The organism is Phytopseudomonas seleniipraecipitans, from assembly GCF_900102335.1.
GTDB lineage: Bacteria > Pseudomonadota > Gammaproteobacteria > Pseudomonadales > Pseudomonadaceae > Aquipseudomonas > Aquipseudomonas seleniipraecipitans.
This window is the reverse complement of the sequence record NZ_FNBM01000005.1, coordinates 13,689-32,520: the sequence shown is the minus strand read 5'-3', so window position 1 is coordinate 32,520 and position 18,832 is coordinate 13,689. Positions and strand designations below refer to the sequence as shown.

Genomic DNA, 18,832 nt, shown 5'->3' with positions numbered 1-18,832 from the left:
CCCACCCTACGAAAACCCCACAGCCCATAACTTGGGTAAACGCCTCATCATGGATGATGACCACGGCCCAGGCCCACATTCCGTAGCCTGGGTAGAGCGCAGCGAAACCCGGGAAAGTATCTCAGGTTCCGCCGTTGAAGATGCTTACGAAGCGGCCAATACCCGCGCCTCGGCACGCCTGAGCAATTCACGCAGGGCGGCGAGCTGGGGCGCATCGCCGTCATCGATCAACTGATCGAGCGCGTGCTCGACGCGTTTCAGCGGTGATGCTGCCGACAGGTTCAGGTGTTGCGCGTCGATCTCGTCGGCGCCGCAAACCAGCAGCGCGAAGTGCACCACGTTCTCCAGTTCGCGGGTGTTGCCCGGCCAGTCATGCCGTTCGAGCACCGCCTGGGCGGCCAGGCTGATGCCCGGCAACGGCAAGCGCAGGCGCTGGGCGTAGATACCCAGAAAGTACTCGGCCAACGGCAGTACGTCGCCGACCCGCTCACGCAGCGGCGGCAGCTCAACGCGCCCGTCACTCAGGTAATGAGCCAGGCGTTCATCGAACTTGCCGACCGCCACGGCTTGCCACAGGTCGATACTGGTAGCGGCCACCAGGCGCACATCCAGCGGCGTCGGCTGCGCGGCGCCAACGCGCCAGGCCTCACCGGTCTCCAGCACGCTGAGCAATTGCGTCTGCATGGGCAGCGGCAGGTCGGCGATCTCGTCGAGGTACAGGGTGCCGCCATTGGCCGACCCCAGCCAGCCAGCGCGGCTGCTTGGTGCGCCCTGATGAGCGCCCGCCACGTAGCCGAACAGTTCGGCCTCGGCGTGGTTGAAACTCAAACCGCTGCAGCTGAGCGCCACGAACAGGCCGGGGCGCTCACTGGCGCGGTGGATGTGGCGCGCCAGCAGCTCTTTGCCGGTGCCGGTTTCACCCCGAATCAGAATCGCGACAGGCAGGCCGGCCAGACGCTCGACGTCATCGCGCAACTGGCGGGTGCGCGGATCGATGAACACCAGCGCCTTGGCGCGAATGCTCAGCGCGCTCTTGTCCGCGTCAGGAAAGGTCAGCAGCGACGGATCGCCAGCCAATGAGCTCATAACACACTCTCTTTGATGTCTGGCCGCATAGGGCTTGTGGATAAGTAGGCTTACGCGCGGACGTGGAAAGGTCGCACTGCTCAGGCCCGCCGACGCAGTTGCTGCTCAATACGGCTCTGCAGGCGAAACAGGTAGGCGAAACCCTGCTCCCAGCGCTGGTGCCCGGATTTCACATTGATATGCCCGGCACCGCTGAGGATCGCAGCCTCGCTACCCCACTCACGGGCCAGTTCGATGGCCCGTGCAGCACTGGCTGCCGAATCGTTGTCGGAGCCCACCAGCTGGCTGGGGAACGGCAGCAGATGCCGAGGAATCGGTGCGAAATTGCGCAGCGCCTCGGGGCAGTTCGGCCGCTGCACGTCAGCGGGCGCCACCAGTAACGCGCCCTGGACTCGTCGCAGCGATGCCACCGGTGCCTGGGCCGCCCAGTGCGCGACCGTGACGCAACCCAGGCTGTGAGCAATGAGAATTGCCGGGCGCGGATCAGCAGCGATCTGCCGCTCCAGGGCCGCGACCCAATCTTTGCGACGCGGCGTCAGCCAGTCCAGCTGCTCGACTCGCGCACTGTTGGGCAAGCTGCGCTGCCAGTGGCTCTGCCAATGGTCATCGGCCGAGCCCTGCCAGCCGGGAACGATCAGGTATCGAATCGCTTCACTGCGCATCACGGCGCCTCCTCTCTCTGCATGACGGGCAGTGTAAGAGGCAGTTGACCAACTCAAAAAGAATAAGAAATTATTTGCTTATGCAAAAATAGCAATGCCGAGCCGATTCTGGCGCCAGCCTGGCATATATCAATAACGAATATAAATGTTCTTAAACAGTATTTTTAAGAATATTTAAAGTTCACCTACTATCCGCTCCACGCCCCGCCGACAGCCGTCGCACCCAGCAAGAGGGCAAGGAGCCAAACCATGACCGCAACCCTTCGCAATCTTGAAGGCCAGGATGACGCCACCATCCTGCGCGAAATCCAGAGCGCCCTGAATGGCCTGAAGTTCGGCTCGGTGGAAATCACCGTGCACAACGGCCAGGTGGTGCAGATCGAGCGCAAGGAAAAATTCCGCCTGCAACCACCGACTGCCAAGACCAACTGACCCTCTTCAAGCCCGACTGGACAACCGGAGGGCGTGACCATGAGACCTATCGCCATGAACACGCATACCCGGTACTGCAGCTGTCGCCCGCGAATGCGCTGCTGATCTTCCTAACACCTGCCGCCAACACAAGAATCCAACGCTATTCAGGAGCTGCACCATGTCCATTCGCCGTTTCGCCCTCGCTGCGCTCGCCAGCGCACTGGTTTCCGGCCCCGTCGCCGCCCAGACCCTGCTCAACGTGTCCTACGACCCGACCCGTGAGCTGTACGTCGAATTCAACAAGGCCTTCAACAAGCACTGGCAGGAACAAGGCAACGAAGCCCTGACCATCCAGCAGTCTCATGGTGGCTCGGGCAAACAGGCACGTGCCGTTATCGACGGCCTGCAAGCCGACGTGGTGACCCTGGCGCTTTCCGGCGACATTGATGCGATCAACCTGAACCAGCCGCTGATCGACAAGGACTGGCAGAAACGCCTGGCCGACAACAGCACCCCGTACACCTCGACCATCGTGTTCCTGGTTCGCAAGGGCAACCCGAAAGGCATCAAGGATTGGGATGACCTGGTCAAGGATGGCGTGGAAATCATCACCCCGAACCCGAAAACCTCGGGCGGCGCGCGCTGGAATTTCCTGGCTGCCTGGGCCTTTGCCAAGAAGAAATACGGCAGCGACGAGAAAGCCCTGGAATACGTGACCGAGCTATACCGTCACGCGCCAGTGCTCGACACCGGTGCTCGCGGTGCGACCATCAGCTTCGTCCAGCGTGGTCTGGGTGACGTGCTCCTGGCTTGGGAAAACGAAGCCTACCTGTCGCTGGCTGAAGAAGGCGGCGACCAACTGGAAATCGTCACCCCGTCGCTGTCCATTCTTGCCGAGCCGCCGGTAGCCGTGGTCGACAAGAACGTCGACCGCAAAGGTACCCGCAAGGCCGCCGAAGCCTACCTGCAGTACCTGTACAGCGAAGAAGGCCAGCGCATCGCCGCGAAGAACTTCTACCGCCCGCGTAACGCCGAAGTGGCTGCCGAGTTCAAGGATCAATTCAAGAACCTGGAACTGGTCACCATCGACAAGGACTTTGGTGGCTGGGTCTCCGCACAGCCCAAGTACTTCGACGACGGCGGCGTGTTCGACGACATCTTCAAGAAGATCAATCAGTAGCCGAAGCCTGTCGCCCGGTTGATTGAACTGGCTCCAAGCCCATACCCGCGCCACTGATCCAGGCTACGAAATCGCGCTCACCTAGCGTGCGTAGCCTGGGTCGCGCGCAGCGACACCCGGGGTTCCCAGCGCCTGATCGCCGCCCCTCGCAAAGGACGTCTTATGTCTCGTCGAACCTCCTCGGTCATACCCGGCTTCGGGCTGACTCTGGGCTACACCCTGACCTACCTCGCGTTGGTGGTGCTGATACCGCTGGGCGCCATGTTCCTGTTTTCGCTGCAGCTGTCGCTGGAGCAGTGGTGGAACCTGATCACCAACCGCCAGGTGCTGTTCTCCCTCAAGCTTTCCTTCGGCACAGCCCTGGCGGCGGCGCTGCTCAATGGCATTCTCGGCACCATCATCGCCTGGGTGCTGGTGCGCTACACCTTTCCCGGCCGGCGCATCATCGATGCCATGGTCGACATGCCGTTCGCCCTGCCCACTGCGGTCGCCGGCATCGCCCTGACCGCGCTGTACGCGCCCAACGGCCTGATCGGCTCGCTGTTCCCCTTCAAGATCGCCTACACCCCGCTGGGCATCACCCTGGCGCTGGTGTTCGTGACCCTACCGTTCGTGGTGCGCACCCTGCAGCCGGTACTCGCCGATTTCCCCAAGGAAGTCGAAGAAGCGGCCTCCTGCCTGGGCGCCAAACCGCTACAGGTGTTCTGGCACGTGCTGCTGCCCAGCCTGCTGCCTGCCTGGATCACCGGCTTCGCCCTGGCCTTCGCCCGTGGTGTCGGTGAGTATGGCTCCGTGGTGTTCATCGCCGGCAACATTCCGATGAAGACCGAGATTCTGCCGCTGTTGATCGTCTCCAAGCTGGATCAGTACGACTACCCGAGCGCCACCGCCATTGGCGTGCTGATGCTGGTGGTCTCGTTCATCCTGCTGCTGCTGATCAACCTGCTGCAGCGCCGCATCCAGCCGCAAATCTGAGGAGCCCGTCATGAGCCTTGCAACCCTTAGCAAGAACGCGGCTGCGCGCCCGGTACGCCGCTCCCCCGGCGCCATCACCCTGATCGTCATCGCCTGGGCGGTGTTTGCGGTGATTCTCGTGCTGCCGCTGTACATCGTCGTCACCCAGGGCCTGAGCCGTGGGCTGGAGTTTTTCTGGGAGGCGATCCGCGAGCCGGACGCCATTTCCGCGCTCAAGCTGACCCTGCTAGCCACGGCCATTTCCGTACCGCTGAACCTGGTGTTCGGGGTCGCGGCGGCCTGGTCGGTGACCAAGTTCGAGTTCCGCGGCAAGAGCGTGCTGGTCACCTTGATCGACATGCCGTTCTCGGTATCGCCTGTGGTCGCCGGCCTGATCTACGTACTGCTGTTCGGCGCGCAGAGCAAGCTGGCGCCGTACCTGCAGGATCAGAACCTGCAGATCATCTACGCCGTACCGGGCATCGTGCTGGCGACTATCTTCGTCACCTTTCCCTTCGTCGCGCGCGAGCTGATCCCGCTGATGGAGGAACAGGGCACCACCGAAGAAGAGGCCGCACGCCTGCTTGGTGCCAATGGCTGGCAGATGTTCTGGCATGTCACGCTGCCTAACGTAAAATGGGCGCTGGTCTACGGCGTGGTGCTCTGCACGGCGCGGGCGATGGGTGAGTTTGGCGCGGTGTCGGTGGTCTCCGGACATATCCGCGGTTACACCAACACGCTGCCACTGCACATCGAGATTCTCTACAACGAATACAACATCGTCGCCGCGTTCAGCGTGGCCATCCTGTTGCTGATCATGGCCCTGTTCGTGTTGCTGCTTCGCCAATGGAGCGAAGCGCGCTTGAGCCGGCAGCTCAAGTCGAATCAGGACGATTGAATCATTCCGCCGGCGGCGCGCTCTTGCGCGAACCGGCCAGACAGAACGACAGGTGTAACTCATGAGTATTCAAGTTCAAGGCATCAACAAGCACTTTGGCCAGTTCAAGGCGCTCAACGACATCAACCTGAACATCAACAGCGGTGAGCTGGTGGCCCTGCTCGGCCCGTCCGGCTGCGGCAAGACCACCTTGCTGCGCATCATCGCCGGCCTGGAAGTGCCTGACACCGGCAGCATCGTGTTCCACGGTGAAGACGTTTCCGAGCACGACGTGCGTGATCGCAAGGTCGGCTTCGTGTTCCAGCACTACGCCTTGTTCCGCCACATGACCGTGTTCGACAACGTCGCCTTCGGCCTGCGCATGAAGCCCAAGGGCGAAAGACCCAACGAGAACGTGATCAAGAAAAAGGTCCATGACCTCCTGGACCTGGTGCAGCTCGACTGGCTCTCTGACCGTTACCCCGAGCAACTGTCCGGTGGCCAGCGCCAGCGTATCGCCCTGGCCCGCGCCCTGGCGGTGGAGCCCAAGGTGCTGCTGCTCGACGAACCCTTCGGCGCCCTCGACGCCAAGGTGCGTAAAGAGCTGCGTCGCTGGCTGGCGCGCCTGCATGAAGAGGTGCACCTGACCAGCGTGTTCGTGACCCATGACCAGGAAGAAGCCATGGAAGTGGCCGACCGCATCGTGGTGATGAACAAGGGCGTGGTCGAGCAAATCGGCTCGCCGGCCGAGGTCTACGAGAAGCCGGCCAGCGACTTCGTGTACCACTTCCTCGGTGACGCCAACCGCCTGTACGTCGGTGACGACCACCATGTGCTGTTCCGCCCCCACGAAGTGCACCTGTCTACCGAAGCCGTGGAAGGCCACCAGGCCGGCGAAGTGCGTGACATCCGCCTACTCGGCGCCATCACCCGCATCACCCTGAAGGTCGACGGCCAGGACGAACTGATCGAAGCCGAAGTGGCCAAGGATCACCTCAGCCTGGACAACCTCAGCCGCGGCGCCACCTTGTACTTCAAGCCCAAGGGCGGCAAGCCGGTGACCACCGCGAGCTGAGCAAAACGGCTAAGAGTCGCTCCTTGCGCTCTGCGCCAGACGTGTAATGAAAACGCCGTGCCCTATTGGGGCACGGCGTTTTTTTGAGCGCCTTCACCTACCATAGAGGCCTTCTTCCGATGGACGCTTGCCCATGCTCACCTTCGACGGCCTCGTCAGCTACCTGCCGCTGATTCTCCTGACCTTCCTGCTCGCCGGCATGGTCAAGGGCGTGGTCGGCCTTGGCCTGCCGACCATCGCCGTCGGCATGCTGGGTCTGGTGATGACGCCGATGCAGGCAGCGGCGCTGCTGATCATCCCATCGATGGTCACCAACATCTGGCAGCTCTGCGACGGCCGCAGCCCGCTACCGATGATGCGCCGGCTGTGGCCACTGCTGCTGGGCATCATGCTCGGCACCCTGGCGATCAGCTTCTACCTGCAGGGCGAACAGCTGCCGAACGCCACACGCTGGCTGGGCCTGGCACTGATTGTCTATGCGCTGCTGGGGCTGGCCTCGGTGCGCTTCACGGTGCAACCGACCCGGGAAAGCTGGCTGGGTCCGATTATCGGCGCCATCACCGGAGCGATCACCGCCGTGACCGGGGTGTTCGTGATCCCGGCAGTGCCTTATCTGCAGGCCATCGGCCTGGAAAAAGACGATCTGGTGCAAGCCCTGGGGATTTCCTTCAGCGTGTCGACCATTGCCTTGGCTCTGAGCCTCGGCCACAGCGGCGAACTGCTGCAACCAGCGGTGCTTGGCATGTCCGCTCTGGCACTGCTGCCAGCCCTGCTGGGCATGGCTGGCGGCCAATGGCTGCGCCGCCGTATCAGCCCGGAACGCTTTAAGCGCTGGTTCTTTATCGGCCTATTGCTGCTCGGTGCCGACCTGGCATTGCGCGGCGGGTTCTAGAGGCTGCAATGTACGAAAGCGGCCCCTTGTAGGGTGGACGACGCTTGCCTGCGCGGCCCGATCCGTCCACCGCACCACCATCGCGATGGTGGACAAAAGGAGCGTTGTCCACCCTACGGGCTAATCAAGCCGAGATGATGGCTCCCACGCTCCAGCGTGGTAGCTAAGGCTCAGGCGCCCTGCGCCGTGTTGCCCGCAACAGCGGACGCGGAGCGTCCTTGGAGGCATTCCCACGCGGAGCGTGAGGAACGATCAACACATCACGCCGTCTTGCGTTCGCGAATGCAGGTCGGCCCGGCGCGCTGCACCACCTCATGTTCGACCTCCTGGCGCAAACCGAGCAGAAAAGCAGCCTCGGCGACCACGAACAACGGCCCGACCATCAGCCCCATGATGTCGTCGACAAACGCCGGCTTGCGGCCCTCGTAGAAGTGCCCGACGAACTGGATGATCCAGCCCACCACGAACAACCCCAGCCCTGCGCTCAACCACAGCGCGGTGCCGCCAACCGCCAGGCCGGCGCCGAACCACACGCAGAGGCCCAGCAGCGCCCCCATCACCACGCCGAAGCGAAAATCCAGGCGCAGGTAGAACAGTGTCGTCACCAGAGCCACCGCCAAGGCAGGCGACAGCCACAGCCCGGCCAGCGAAAAGCCGGGGCGCGACAGCAACACGGTAACCGCCAGCACGATCATGGGGATGCCGACGAAATGGGTGACGATATTGCGCCGGTCGCGGTGGTAGGCCGCGTACTGGGCGAGGTGATCCACCAGGGTTTTCATTGTTGTTATCCTCTTGGCTGCAGGTCGCCGCATAATGGCGCGGCTATCTCGCCAGCACTGTCAGCTAGCCGACAAACCGGAACATTCATGACCGATCTGCACGCCGCTCTGCTTCAGGGCCAATGGTTCGCCGCACTGCCGCATGCGTTACAACAGGCGCTGGTGGCGCAAGGCCGGCATTTGCACCTGGACGCCGGCCAGCGCCTGTTCAGCCGCGGCGATGCGCCGAGTGGCCTGTACGCCGTGCTGGCCGGCGCCATGCGCGTTGGCACGGTGGACGCTCAGGGCAAGGAGGCGCTGCTGGTCCTGGTGGAAGCGCCGCACTGGTTCGGCGAGATCGCCCTGTTCGACGGCCAGCCGCGCACCCACGATGCCCTCGCCGAAGGCACCAGCACGTTGCTGCACGTGCCGCAGGCCGGTCTGTTGAGCCTGCTCGACGCCCACCCGGTGTACTGGCGCGACATCGCCCTGCTGATGGCCCACAAGGTGCGCCTGGCATTTATCGCCCTGGAAGAGATGAGCCTGCTGCCGGCCCCGCAACGTCTGGCCCGGCGTTTGCTGCTGATTGCCGAAGACTATGGCGAAACCCAGGGCCCGCGGCGCATCATTCACCTGGCGCAGGAGCAACTGGCGGCGATGCTGGCCATCTCCCGGCAAACCGCCAACGGCGTGCTCAAGGATCTGCAGGCCCGCGGCATCGTGCGACTGACCTACGGCGAGATCGAGATTATCGACCTGGACGGCCTTCGCCAGGCAGCGCGATCAACATGAAGATTGTGTGACAAGCGAACCATTAGCCAAGGGCCGGGCTCCTATTCATTCCTGAAACAGGCCAGCTGATCCCAGCTCGGCGAAAAGCGACCACGGATGCCATTACCAGACCGTCACGATTCTACCGACCTGCCTGCCGTACTCGCCGGCCCGATCCTGCGCCGCCTCGAACCCGGCCGTCTGGTGTTGTGGCTGGTAGGCAGCCGCGACCTGCAATTGACCCTGCGCCTGGCGCCAGCCGGCCAGGCGAGCCGTGACTACCCGCTCGGTGACGATGCCTGCCAGCGCCTGATGATCGGCAAGCACGCGGTCATCCACCTGATCGACCTGCACCTCGACGCCCCGCTGCCGCAGGACGAGCTGATCGCCTACGACCTGCTGGTCGACGACCATCACGGTATCGCCGAGTGGGCCACGCACTTGCTGTACGACGGCGCCACGCAGCCCAACTTCGTGCTGCGCTCGCGTATCGACCACCTGCTGCACGGCTCCTGCCGCAAGCCGCACCACCCGTCCAATGATGGCCTGTTGTGCGCCGACCGTCTGCTGGCAACCCCCCACACAGCCAAGGAGCGGCCTGCGGTGCTGCTGCACAGCGGCGATCAGGTTTATGTCGACGACGTCGCCGGGCCGATGCTGCGCGCCGTTCACCAGCTGATCGAGCGCCTGGGCCTGTACCACGAGAAACTCGACGGCGCGGTGATCGAGGACAGCGCCGACCTTTACGACCACCCGGCCAGCTATTACCACCGCGCCGACCTGCTACCGGCGCTAAAGAGCAACGAGACGCTGCGCGAGCGCTTTTTCGGTGGCACCGAGAAGCCCATTTTTACCAGCAGCAACGCCGACAACCACCTGGTGACCCTGGCCGAAGTGCTGGCTATGTACCTCCTGGTATGGTCGCCCACGCCCTGGACGCTGCTCGACAGCGAGGCACCGCAGCTGAGCGCTGACGATGCCGAACGCTATGACCGCGAGCGCGCCAGCATCGCCGCGTTCGTTGACAGCCTTGGCGGGGTGGCTCGCGTTCTGGCGCACCTGCCGAACCTGATGATCTTCGACGATCACGACATCACCGATGACTGGAACCTCTCCGCGCAGTGGGAAGAGACCGCCTACGGCCATCCCTTTTCCAAGCGCATCATCGGCAACGCACTGATCGGCTACCTGCTGTGCCAGGGCTGGGGCAACAACCCGGACGCCTTTGCCGAGCCGCTGGCCAATACCAGCGCCTTGTGCGAACAAGCCAGGGAGCGCGGCTTCGGCAGCCCGGCCCAGGATCGGCTGATCGACGAGCTGATGAAGTTCCAGCAGTGGCACTACGTGCTGCCCAGCAAACCGGCGCTGCTGGTGCTCGACACGCGCACCCGGCGCTGGCGCAGCGAGCGCAATATCAAGCGGCCTTCCGGGCTGCTCGACTGGGAAGCGCTGAGCGAATTCCAGCAAGATCTACTCGACCATCCCTCGGCGATCATCGTCTCGCCGGCACCGATGTTCGGCGTCAAGCTGATCGAAGCGGTGCAGCGCGTATTCAGCTGGGCCGGCCACCCGCTGATGGTCGATGCGGAAAACTGGATGGCCCACCGCGGCGCCGCCAGCGTGATGATGAACATCTTCCGCCACTCGCGTACGCCGCGGGACTACGTGGTGCTCTCCGGCGACGTGCACTACTCGTTCTTCTATGAGGTCAAGGTACGTCAACGACGCAATGGTCCGACCATCTGGCAGATCACCAGTAGCGGCGTGAAAAACGAATTCCCGGAGCGCCTGCTGAACCTGTTCGACCGCCTCAACCGCTGGCTGTACGCGCCCTGGTCGCCGCTCAACTGGCTGACCAAACGCCGCCGCATGCAGGTGTTCCCGCACATTCCCAAACACAGCAAGGCTGGCGAACGGCTGTGGAATTCCGCCGGCCTCGGACAGGTGCTGTTCAACACCGAGGGCCAACCCAGCCGGGTGTTCCAGCTCAACGCCGACGGCTCGCCGCGCACCGAATTCATCGATGATCGTGATGAAGTCGCGGAGCCAAACGAAGCGCCCAAGCGCGCGTAGGTGCGTCGCCCTCGGCGTGAAACGATTGCGGCCATCCCACAAATCCGCGCAAAGGCCACCATTCGCCGCGGGGTCGCGGCTCCTACACGGTGTGCGAGTCCCACGCGTTCTGTAGGAGCGCCGCCCTCGGCGCGAAACGATTGCGGCCATCCCGCAAATCCGCGCCAAGGCCACCATTCGCCGCGGGGTCGCGGCTCCTAGGCGGTGTGCGAGTCCCACGCGTTCTGTAGGAGCGCCGCCCTCGGCGCGAAACGATTGCGGCCATCATGCAATTCTGCTTCGAGGCCACGGCTAGACGCGAGGGAGCCACGTCTACCCAATAGTGCGCTGAATCTGTTCCCGCTTAGCGCAGCTTTTCCAGCAGTTGGTAGTACCACATCCCCAGCGCCAGCATCGGGTTGCCGAGTACATCGCCCATCGGCACTTTGATGTGCGAGCAGCCGGCAAAGGTCTCGAAGCGTGACAGCTCGCCGCTCATGGCTTCGGCCATGATCTCGCCCATCACGTGGCTGGTGGCGATGCCGTGGCCGGAATAACCCTGGCAGTACCAGACGTTGGGCGACAGCTTGCCCAACTGCGGAATGCGGTTGACGACGATGCCCATGGCGCAGCTCCACTGAAACTCAATGGGCACGTCTTTCAGGCTCGGGAAGGTGCGCTCGATGCCGGGCCGCAGCTCGGCGGCGATATCCCGCGAGTCGCGTCCCGAGTAGTTGGCACCGCCGCCGAACAGCAGGCGCCCGTCGGCGGTCAGGCGGTAATAATCGAGCACGAATCGGCAGTCGTACACGGCGAGATCGTGGGGGTTGATCTGCGCCGCCAGCTCGCCCAACGGCGCGGTGGTGACGATGCCGCCCATCGCCGGAAAAATCAGGCCCTTGAGCTTTTCCGGCTCCAGCTTGTGGTACACGTCGCCGGCCAGCAGCACCTGATTGGCGACCACCCGCCCCTCGGCCGTCACCAGTGTCGGCGTATCGCCATGCACGATCTCCAGCACCGGCGAGCGTTCGAAGATCAGCGCGCCAAGGCTGTGCGCCGCCCGCGCTTCGCCCAGGCACAGGTTGAGTGGGTGCAGGTGCAGATTGCGGGTGTTCTTCAACGCGCCGAGATACAGATCGCTGGCCAGGTGGGCACGCACGCCGGCTGCATCCAGCAGGGTCACATCGGCTTCCATGCCGCGGCTCAGCGCCTCGTCGTAGGAGGCGCGTAGCTCATTCAGATGCGCCGGCTTCATCGCCGCATGCAGGTGGCCGTGCTTGAGGTCGCAGGCGATGCCGTAGCGCTGTACCCGCTGCTCGATGATGCTGTGACCGCGCCAGCGCAGGTTCCAGATGAAGTCATCAACCTCATCGCCCAGGCGCTTGCGCATCTGCTTGGTCATTGCCGTGTCGCCGGACAGGCTGCCCGTGACCTGCCCGCCATTGCGCCCGCTGGCGCCCCAACCGATGCGGTTGGCCTCCACCACGGCAACCTTGAAGCCACGCTCGGCCAGTTCCACCGCCGTGGCCACGCCGGTGAAGCCGCCGCCGATGATCGCCACATCGACCCGTACCTCACCCTGCACGCTCGGGTAGTCGCTGTCCTGGTCGATGGTCGCGCTGTAATAGGACGGGCTGCGCTCGGCGGCCGTCGCGTTGTTAAGGCTCATGTCACATCCTTAGCGGTACGCTGCGCGTGCCGCACATGATCGTTCAGACAGGCAGTTCAAGCCTGATTGAGGTACCAGCGCCAGTCCTGCTCGCCGACTTCGCCCATGAAGCGGCGGTGCTCTTCGCGCTTGATCGCCAGATACACATGGAGAAACTCGGTGCCCAGTGCCTCGGGTGCCCAGGTCGACTCCTGCAGCGCACACAACGAGGTCAGCCAGTCGGTCGGCAGCAAGGTGGTGGCCTGGGCATAACCGTTGCCTTCGATGGGCTCGCCCGGGTCCAGCTCTTCGCGGATGCCACGGTGAATGCCGGCGAGAATCGCTGCAGCCGCCAGATACGGGTTGGCGTCCGCGCCGCAGATGCGGTGCTCGATATGCCGGCTTTCAGCCGGCCCGCCCGGCACACGCAGGCTGACGGTACGGTTATCCACACCCCAGGTCGGCGCCAGCGGCGCGTAACTGTTGGCCTGGAAGCGCCGGTAGGAGTTGGCATTGGGGCAGAAAATCAACAACGAATCGAGCAGGCTGGCGAGCATCCCGCCGACGGCATGGCGCAGCAGCGGCGTGCCGGCGGGCGCCTCGCTGGCAAACAGGTTGCGGCCCGCCGCGTCGGTCAGGCTGACGTGCATGTGCATGCCGGTGCCGGCCAGGTGATCGAACGGTTTGGCCATAAAACACGCCTGCATGCCATGCCGGTGTGCCACGCCCTTGACCAGGCGCTTGTAACGCACCGCCTGGTCCATGGCCTGCAGCGCGTCGCCATGCTCCAGCGTAATTTCCACCTGCCCCGGCGCATATTCGGAAATCGCCGTGCGCGCGGGAATGCCCTGCGCTTTGCATGCCGCGTACAGGTCGGCAAGAAACGGCTCGATCTGCTCCAGCTCGCGCAGGCCGTAAACCTGGGTGCTACGCGGACGACCACCATCGGCATCCAGAGCCGGTTGCGGGTTGCCGCGGCTATCGCGCTTGGCATCGAGCAGGTAGAACTCCAGCTCGCAGGCCATCACCGGGTGGTAGCCCTCGGCCTGCAGCCGCTCGATGACCTGAACCAGCACGTGACGCGGATCGGCGACGGTAGCCGGCAGGCCTTCCTGCGGGTGCATGCTGACCTGCACCGCAGCGGTGGGAATCAACCGCCAGGGCAGCCGGGCCAGGCTGCCGGCCAGCGGATAAGCACGGCAATCGATATCGCCGACCTCCCAGACCAGCCCGGTGTCCTCGACGTCATCACCGTTGATGCTCAGGCCGAGGATGGTGCTCGGCAGCGGTCGCCCACTGCGGTATACGGCCAGCAGCTCATCGCGGTGCAGCAGCTTGCCGCGCGGCACGCCGTTGGCGTCGATGATGAAGAGTTCGAACAGCTCGATATCGGGGTTCTGCGCGAGAAAATTCTCGGCGTCCTGCACAGGCGCGAAGGGCATGATGACTTCTCGAATAGCCTCAGGCAGCCGTCTGGGCGGCCCGGGTCAACTGATCGGCTGCGTCATGCAGCCACGGTTTTCAGCCAAGGACGAGAAGCGTATCCGGTGGGCGGGCATGCCGACAATGCCAGAGCGCCCAGAAGGCCAGCGTCTGCGGCAGCCCCGTGGGCTCGGGCGCTCGCAGCCGCAAGCATTGGGCTGGCAGAGCGATAAAGGACATGCGGACCGGGATAGACATGCCGCGAGGCTCGCACGCGGCAAGAGTCAGGTTAAATCGCTATTAGTGCACCTTCAGGTAGCCGTCAGCTAAACAATGGGCTGTCACGGCTCCGGCTTGTAGCCCAGCCGCAGGCCACCCCAGTGCGTGCCCTGCACATGAATCGGCACCGACAGGTCATGCATCAGCTCGCCGGTATCGCGCATGTAGGTCTGTAGCAGCAGGCGCTGTTTGTGACTGCCGCAGCGGATGCCGGTACGGTCGTTGAACATGCGCTTGCTGCGGCTCTTCACGGTATCCACGGCGCGGTCGCCGGTGGGCGGGTGATTGAAGGCTTCATTGTGAGTCGGCACGTAGCCTTCCGGTGTACTGGCGATGGCGAACACCAGGCCTTCGTGGCGCTTGAGCAACGGCTCCTGGATGGTCGGCAGCACCCCATCGGCGTAACTGTCGAAGCGTGTGCGAAATTTGGCCGGGAAGCTGTTGGCAATCGGCTGGTACTGGCGGTCGAACAGATCCGCCTGACTGATGCGCCCGGCCTCAATATCCGCCTCGAATTGTCGACCAATCGCCGCAGCGCCTTCCAGCGCGAGGTCGTAGATGCGCTGGTGGTAATCATCCAGGCCGACGCTGGCCAGCTGCTCGCTAACGCTTTCCGCCTGGCCGACCAGTTGCTCGGCGGCCTTGCCGAGCTGGCGGGTCTGGTCTTCGCTGCTGCGCACATCGCCGCGCAGTTGCTCGACCGCCACCAGCAGCTCGGCCAGGTGTTCGTGGTTGCTCGCGGTGCCGGCGCTGATCTGCGTCACCTGGGTATCTACATCGGCTGCGAGGTCAGCGATACCGCGCAGTTGCTCACCCGTGAATTCAATCTGCTGGGCGGCTGCTTGCAGCTCATCGGCCTGGCGCTGGATATGGCTGACCACTGCAGCGCTCTGCTGGCGGATATCGGCAACCATCTGCCCGACTTCGCCGGTGGCGGTGGCGGTTCGCCCTGCCAAACTGCGCACCTCGTCGGCGACTACCGCAAAGCCGCGCCCCTGCTCGCCGGCGCGGGCGGCTTCGATGGCCGCATTGAGCGCCAGCAGGTTGGTCTGGCTGGCGATGGACTGAATGACCTGAGTGACTTGTTCGATCTGCTCGGTACGCGCGCTGAGACCATCGATCAGCTCGTGGCTGGCCGCTGCCTGGGCACTGAGCTGCTGCATGCGGCTGATCGCCTGCTGCAACTCCGCCTGGCCGGTGGCGCTGCTGGCGCGCACGGTCTGCGCGGCGCCCTGGGTCTGGCCGGCACGCTCGGCATTGCTCTGTTCCGTGAGTGTCACGGCTTGGGCGCCCTCGCCAATCTGCTCGACCGCCGCCAATTGCGACTGCAGCCTGACGGCCAGCTGCTGCACGGTGAATGACACCTGGGCTGCCGACAGGGCGTTATGGCAGGTGTGCTGCGACAGGCTCTGGCTCAGCGAATCCAGGGAGGTTACCGGCGTATCAGCGGCGGCCTGTGCCACGGGTCTGCGCCACAGGCTCAGCCACGGCCACAACGCCAGTGCGAGCACGGCAATTGCGCTGATATAGACAGGCATCTGCACCCGCTGCCAAATCACCAGAAACAGCAGCAGGCCGAGCACGTGCAGGGCCATTGTCAGGCGGTCACGCGTAACACTAGAACCCATGGAGAACCTCGTTATTATTATTTTTCGAGCATGTCGATACGGCAAACGGCAATGAAATAATCCATTGCCCTGCTAAGCACATCGGCAGCGCGAGGCGGATCTGTAGCGCCGCGCTGCCCATTGCACAGTGGAGCACCCCGCTCACCAATCGGCCATGGCACTTTGGTAGCAGAGTAACGGCAGCACAAGTGCGCTGCGAAGCGAGGGTCAGCGCTTGAGGCTGTGGCGCTTGACGAATGCGCGGTCGAAGTAATCCTTGCAACGGCCGTAGAACTGCCCGCCGGCGCTCCACTGGTGCCAGCCGAACAGTGCACCGCCATCGCCACTGGCCAGCAGCAACGGGCGCTGGCCGCGGTTGCCGTAATCACGCAGCTGCCCGCCGCGCAACGCAGCCGTCAGGTTGGCGCTGAGCACCGGCACCTGGCGCATCGAATACAGGCCACTCTTGCGCACGCCAGGCAAATTGGCGCAATCGCCCACCGCAAATACCTGCGGATGGGAGTGGCTCTGCAGCGTCGGCGCGGTGTGCACGAACCCGTCGGCATCGCAGCTCAGGCCGCTCTCGGCGACCCACGGAAACGCCTGGGCGCCGCTGGCCAGCAACAGCCGGCCGCCACGCCATACCGACGCCTCGCCACTGATCAGACAATTGCCGTCGATGCGGCTGATCGGGCAGTCCTCGCGCACCTGCACCCGGCGCATGCGCAGATGGCCCCAGGCGCGCATGCGCAGCCCGGCACAGTGACCGGCCAGCAGTGGCTCACCACAGAACAGCGCCAGCTGCGGCACCTTGTCGGCCAGCGCCAGGGCCATTTCCACGCCGGCGACGCCGCCGCCGAGAATCGCCAGCGGCTGCGGGTCACGCTGCCAGGCCTGCCAGCCAGTGATGAAGGCGTCTACCGGCTTGACCGCCAGCACATCCATCGCCTCACCCTCGCGCGGCGGGCAGGCCACCCGCTCGCCGACGTTCAGCGACAGCCACTGGCTATGCAGCTGCCGGCCATCACTCAGTGTCACCTGGCGTTCGCCAGCTGCCAGCGCGTCGACCTCGGCGACGATCAACTCGACCTGCGCGCCCTGGCACAGCGCGGTCAGGTCGATCTGGCAGTCGGCAGCCCGGTAACGGCCCGCCACCAGCCCAGGCAGCATGCCGGCGTGCCAGGCATGCTCGGCACTGGCCACCAGGCCGATACGCCCAGCTGGCCGCTCGATCAGCGCCCAGCGCCGCAGCACACCGAGATGGGCCGGGCCGGCGCCTACCAGCAGCAGATCGTAGTCAGTCATCTACACCACTATCCTTTTGAGCCTGGGTAGAACGGCACACGGCCGCTCTGGAGAATGCACAGCGAGCTTTGACCGAAGCAGCCGCGCAATGATCCCACGCGTTCGAGCTTTCCCCGAGCATGGCGGCAACCAAGCGCTCCGAGCAAGAGAGGAGACGCTTGCGGCCAGCTTTCGACACATTTTTTGCGTGGTTACATTCGTCAATTCGAGGTTGCAGAGGCTCGCGCCGGCGACCCTCCGAGGACACTCGAGGCATGCTGCCACGACCACCATAGGCAAAGCGCAGCGGCATCCGCAGCAAAGGATAAAAAGCGCTACCGCCCAATGTAGCCTGGGTCGTGATCCACCTCTGCGTTGGTGACAGCGGCAAACCGCAGGCAAAAAAAGACCCGCCTAAGCGGGTCTCTTTCAACGGGTTGGCTTACGCCAGTTCGTCGAAGCACTCGGCGACGATGGCGATGCCTTTTTCCAGCTGCTCGTCCGGGATGGTCACCGGCATCAGGAAGCGCACCACGTTGTAGTAGGTACCACACGACAGCAGGATCAGGCCTTTCTCGCGTGCCTTGGCGACGATCTTGCCCGTCAGCTCGGCAGCCGGTTTGCTGTGGTCGCCGCCTTCGAACAGCTCGATGGCGATCATCGAACCCAGGCCGCGCACGTCACCGATCACCTTGTGCTTCTCAGCGATCTTGTGCAGGCCGGCTTTCAGCTTCTCGCCGACAGCGCTGGAGCGATCCAGCAGCTTCTCCTCGTCGAACACCTTGAGCACGGCCAGGGCCGCGGCGCAGGCGATCGGGCTACCGGCATAGGTGCCGCCCAGACCACCAGGGGCGATGGTGTCCATGATCTCGGCTTTACCGCACACGCCGGAGATCGGGAAGCCGCCGCCGACCGACTTGGCGAAAGTAGTCAAATCGGGGACCACGCCCAATTGCTCGGTGGCGAAGAAGGTGCCGGTACGGCCAGCGCCGGTCTGCACTTCGTCAGCGATCAGCAGGATGCCGTGCTGGTCGCACAGGGCGCGCAGACGCTGCATGAAGGCGGGCGAATTGACGTAGAACCCACCTTCGCCCTGCACCGGCTCGATGATGATCGCGGCGATGTCCTGGGGCTGGGCATCGTTCTTGAATACGCGCTCGATGCTGGCGATGGATTCATCTTCGCTCACGCCATGCAGCTCGCACGGCGCGATGGCGCGGTACACGCCCGCAGGCATCAGGCCCATGCCAGCGGAGTACGGCGCGACCTTGCCGGTCAGCGACAGGGTCATCATGGTGCGGCCGTGGTAGGCACCGGTGAAGGCGATCACGCCAGCGCGGCCGGTGGCGGCGCGGGCGATCTTTACGGCGTTCTCGACGGCTTCGGAGCCTGAGGTGACCAGCAAGGTCTTCTTGGCGAAGTCGCCCGGTACGCGCTTGGCGATTTCTTCGCACAGCTCGATGTAGGGCTCGTACGCCAGCACCTGGAAGCAGGTGTGGCTCAGCTTGGTCAGCTGTTCCTGAACGGCGGCGACCACTTTCGGGTGCAAGTGGCCGGTGTTCAGCACGGCGATGCCGCCAGCGAAGTCGATGTACTCGCGACCTTCCACATCCCACACGGTAGCGTTCTCGGCGCGCTCGGCGACGATCGGGTGGATCTGGCCGACGCCACGCGGTACGGCGGCCTGGCGGCGTTGCAGCAGGGATTCGTTAGTCTTGCTCATGGCTTCCTCATTCACCGCTCATCGTCGGTGTGGCTCAAGGATGACGCATCCCGGTACAGCCACGGCAGCATACGATGATCGACTGCCGGGCCTTGCGAGATGCAGGGGAAAACGTGTGTTTGCGCCGCTCAAAAGTGGCGCGGCA

16 protein-coding genes are annotated in these 18,832 nt (G+C 64.1%); 8 read left to right on the top strand and 8 right to left on the bottom strand.

Annotated elements, in window-relative coordinates:
• Nucleotides 1-144: 144 nt before the first annotated feature.
• Both BLS60_RS12105 and BLS60_RS12100 read right to left on the bottom strand, forming a co-directional pair.
• Entirely contained in the window at nt 145-1,086 is a 942-nt protein-coding gene (locus BLS60_RS12105) for a sigma 54-interacting transcriptional regulator (protein ID WP_092368343.1), read from the bottom strand.
• 80 nt (nt 1,087-1,166) lie between these two features.
• Nucleotides 1,167-1,748, bottom strand: a complete 582-nt coding sequence (locus tag BLS60_RS12100) for an alpha/beta hydrolase (RefSeq protein ID WP_092368340.1) — start codon at nt 1,746-1,748, stop codon at nt 1,167-1,169.
• 249 nt (nt 1,749-1,997) lie between these two features.
• Here BLS60_RS12100 and oscA point away from each other — a divergent pair, with 249 nt between their 5' ends.
• The 6 genes from oscA to BLS60_RS12070 all read left to right on the top strand — a co-directional run bounded on the left by oscA (nt 1,998) and on the right by BLS60_RS12070 (nt 7,140).
• Nucleotides 1,998-2,180, top strand: coding sequence for a sulfur starvation response protein OscA (oscA, locus tag BLS60_RS12095; protein ID WP_070881094.1), 183 nt, complete (start codon nt 1,998-2,000; stop codon nt 2,178-2,180).
• A 160-nt stretch (nt 2,181-2,340) separates the two neighbouring features.
• On the top strand, nt 2,341-3,342 hold the full coding sequence (locus BLS60_RS12090) for a sulfate ABC transporter substrate-binding protein (RefSeq protein ID WP_092368336.1): 1,002 nt from the start codon (nt 2,341-2,343) through the stop codon (nt 3,340-3,342).
• Between the two features lie 162 nt (nt 3,343-3,504).
• The gene (cysT, locus tag BLS60_RS12085; RefSeq protein WP_092368333.1) at nt 3,505-4,317 is read left to right on the top strand and encodes a sulfate ABC transporter permease subunit CysT; all 813 of its coding nucleotides are present in this window, start codon (nt 3,505-3,507) and stop codon (nt 4,315-4,317) included.
• 10 nt (nt 4,318-4,327) lie between these two features.
• A complete protein-coding gene (gene cysW, locus BLS60_RS12080; RefSeq protein WP_092368330.1) occupies nt 4,328-5,194 on the top strand; it encodes a sulfate ABC transporter permease subunit CysW in 867 nt (288 codons plus the stop codon).
• A 61-nt stretch (nt 5,195-5,255) separates the two neighbouring features.
• Nucleotides 5,256-6,248 (top strand): sulfate/molybdate ABC transporter ATP-binding protein, encoded by a 993-nt coding sequence (locus BLS60_RS12075; RefSeq protein WP_092368327.1) that lies wholly within the window; start codon nt 5,256-5,258, stop codon nt 6,246-6,248.
• Between the two features lie 133 nt (nt 6,249-6,381).
• Complete coding sequence (locus BLS60_RS12070) at nt 6,382-7,140, top strand: sulfite exporter TauE/SafE family protein (RefSeq protein WP_092368324.1); 759 nt, start codon at nt 6,382-6,384, stop codon at nt 7,138-7,140.
• A 260-nt stretch (nt 7,141-7,400) separates the two neighbouring features.
• Here BLS60_RS12070 and BLS60_RS12065 read toward each other — a convergent pair whose 3' ends face one another.
• On the bottom strand, nt 7,401-7,922 hold the full coding sequence (locus BLS60_RS12065) for an Mpo1 family 2-hydroxy fatty acid dioxygenase (RefSeq protein ID WP_092368321.1): 522 nt from the start codon (nt 7,920-7,922) through the stop codon (nt 7,401-7,403).
• A gap of 87 nt (nt 7,923-8,009) precedes the next feature.
• Here BLS60_RS12065 and BLS60_RS12060 point away from each other — a divergent pair, with 87 nt between their 5' ends.
• Entirely contained in the window at nt 8,010-8,693 is a 684-nt protein-coding gene (locus tag BLS60_RS12060; RefSeq protein WP_092368318.1) for a Crp/Fnr family transcriptional regulator, read from the top strand.
• Nucleotides 8,694-8,789: 96 nt separating this feature from the next.
• Entirely contained in the window at nt 8,790-10,745 is a 1,956-nt protein-coding gene (locus tag BLS60_RS12055; protein WP_092368315.1) for a metallophosphoesterase family protein, read from the top strand.
• Nucleotides 10,746-11,088: 343 nt separating this feature from the next.
• Here the strand turns inward: BLS60_RS12055 and BLS60_RS12050 are convergent, their stop codons facing one another.
• The 5 genes from BLS60_RS12050 to gabT form a co-directional block, all read right to left on the bottom strand.
• Nucleotides 11,089-12,393, bottom strand: a complete 1,305-nt coding sequence (locus BLS60_RS12050) for an NAD(P)/FAD-dependent oxidoreductase (protein ID WP_092368312.1) — start codon at nt 12,391-12,393, stop codon at nt 11,089-11,091.
• Nucleotides 12,394-12,449: 56 nt separating this feature from the next.
• Entirely contained in the window at nt 12,450-13,814 is a 1,365-nt protein-coding gene (locus BLS60_RS12045) for a glutamine synthetase family protein (protein ID WP_092368310.1), read from the bottom strand.
• A gap of 321 nt (nt 13,815-14,135) precedes the next feature.
• Nucleotides 14,136-15,701 carry a methyl-accepting chemotaxis protein gene (locus BLS60_RS12040; protein WP_092368307.1) on the bottom strand — a complete coding sequence of 522 codons (1,566 nt, stop codon included), beginning with the start codon at nt 15,699-15,701 and terminating at the stop codon, nt 14,136-14,138.
• A 207-nt stretch (nt 15,702-15,908) separates the two neighbouring features.
• Nucleotides 15,909-16,985, bottom strand: coding sequence for an FAD-dependent oxidoreductase (locus tag BLS60_RS12035; protein ID WP_092368304.1), 1,077 nt, complete (start codon nt 16,983-16,985; stop codon nt 15,909-15,911).
• A 421-nt stretch (nt 16,986-17,406) separates the two neighbouring features.
• Complete coding sequence (gabT, locus tag BLS60_RS12030) at nt 17,407-18,687, bottom strand: 4-aminobutyrate--2-oxoglutarate transaminase (protein WP_092368301.1); 1,281 nt, start codon at nt 18,685-18,687, stop codon at nt 17,407-17,409.
• Nucleotides 18,688-18,832: the final 145 nt, after the last annotated feature.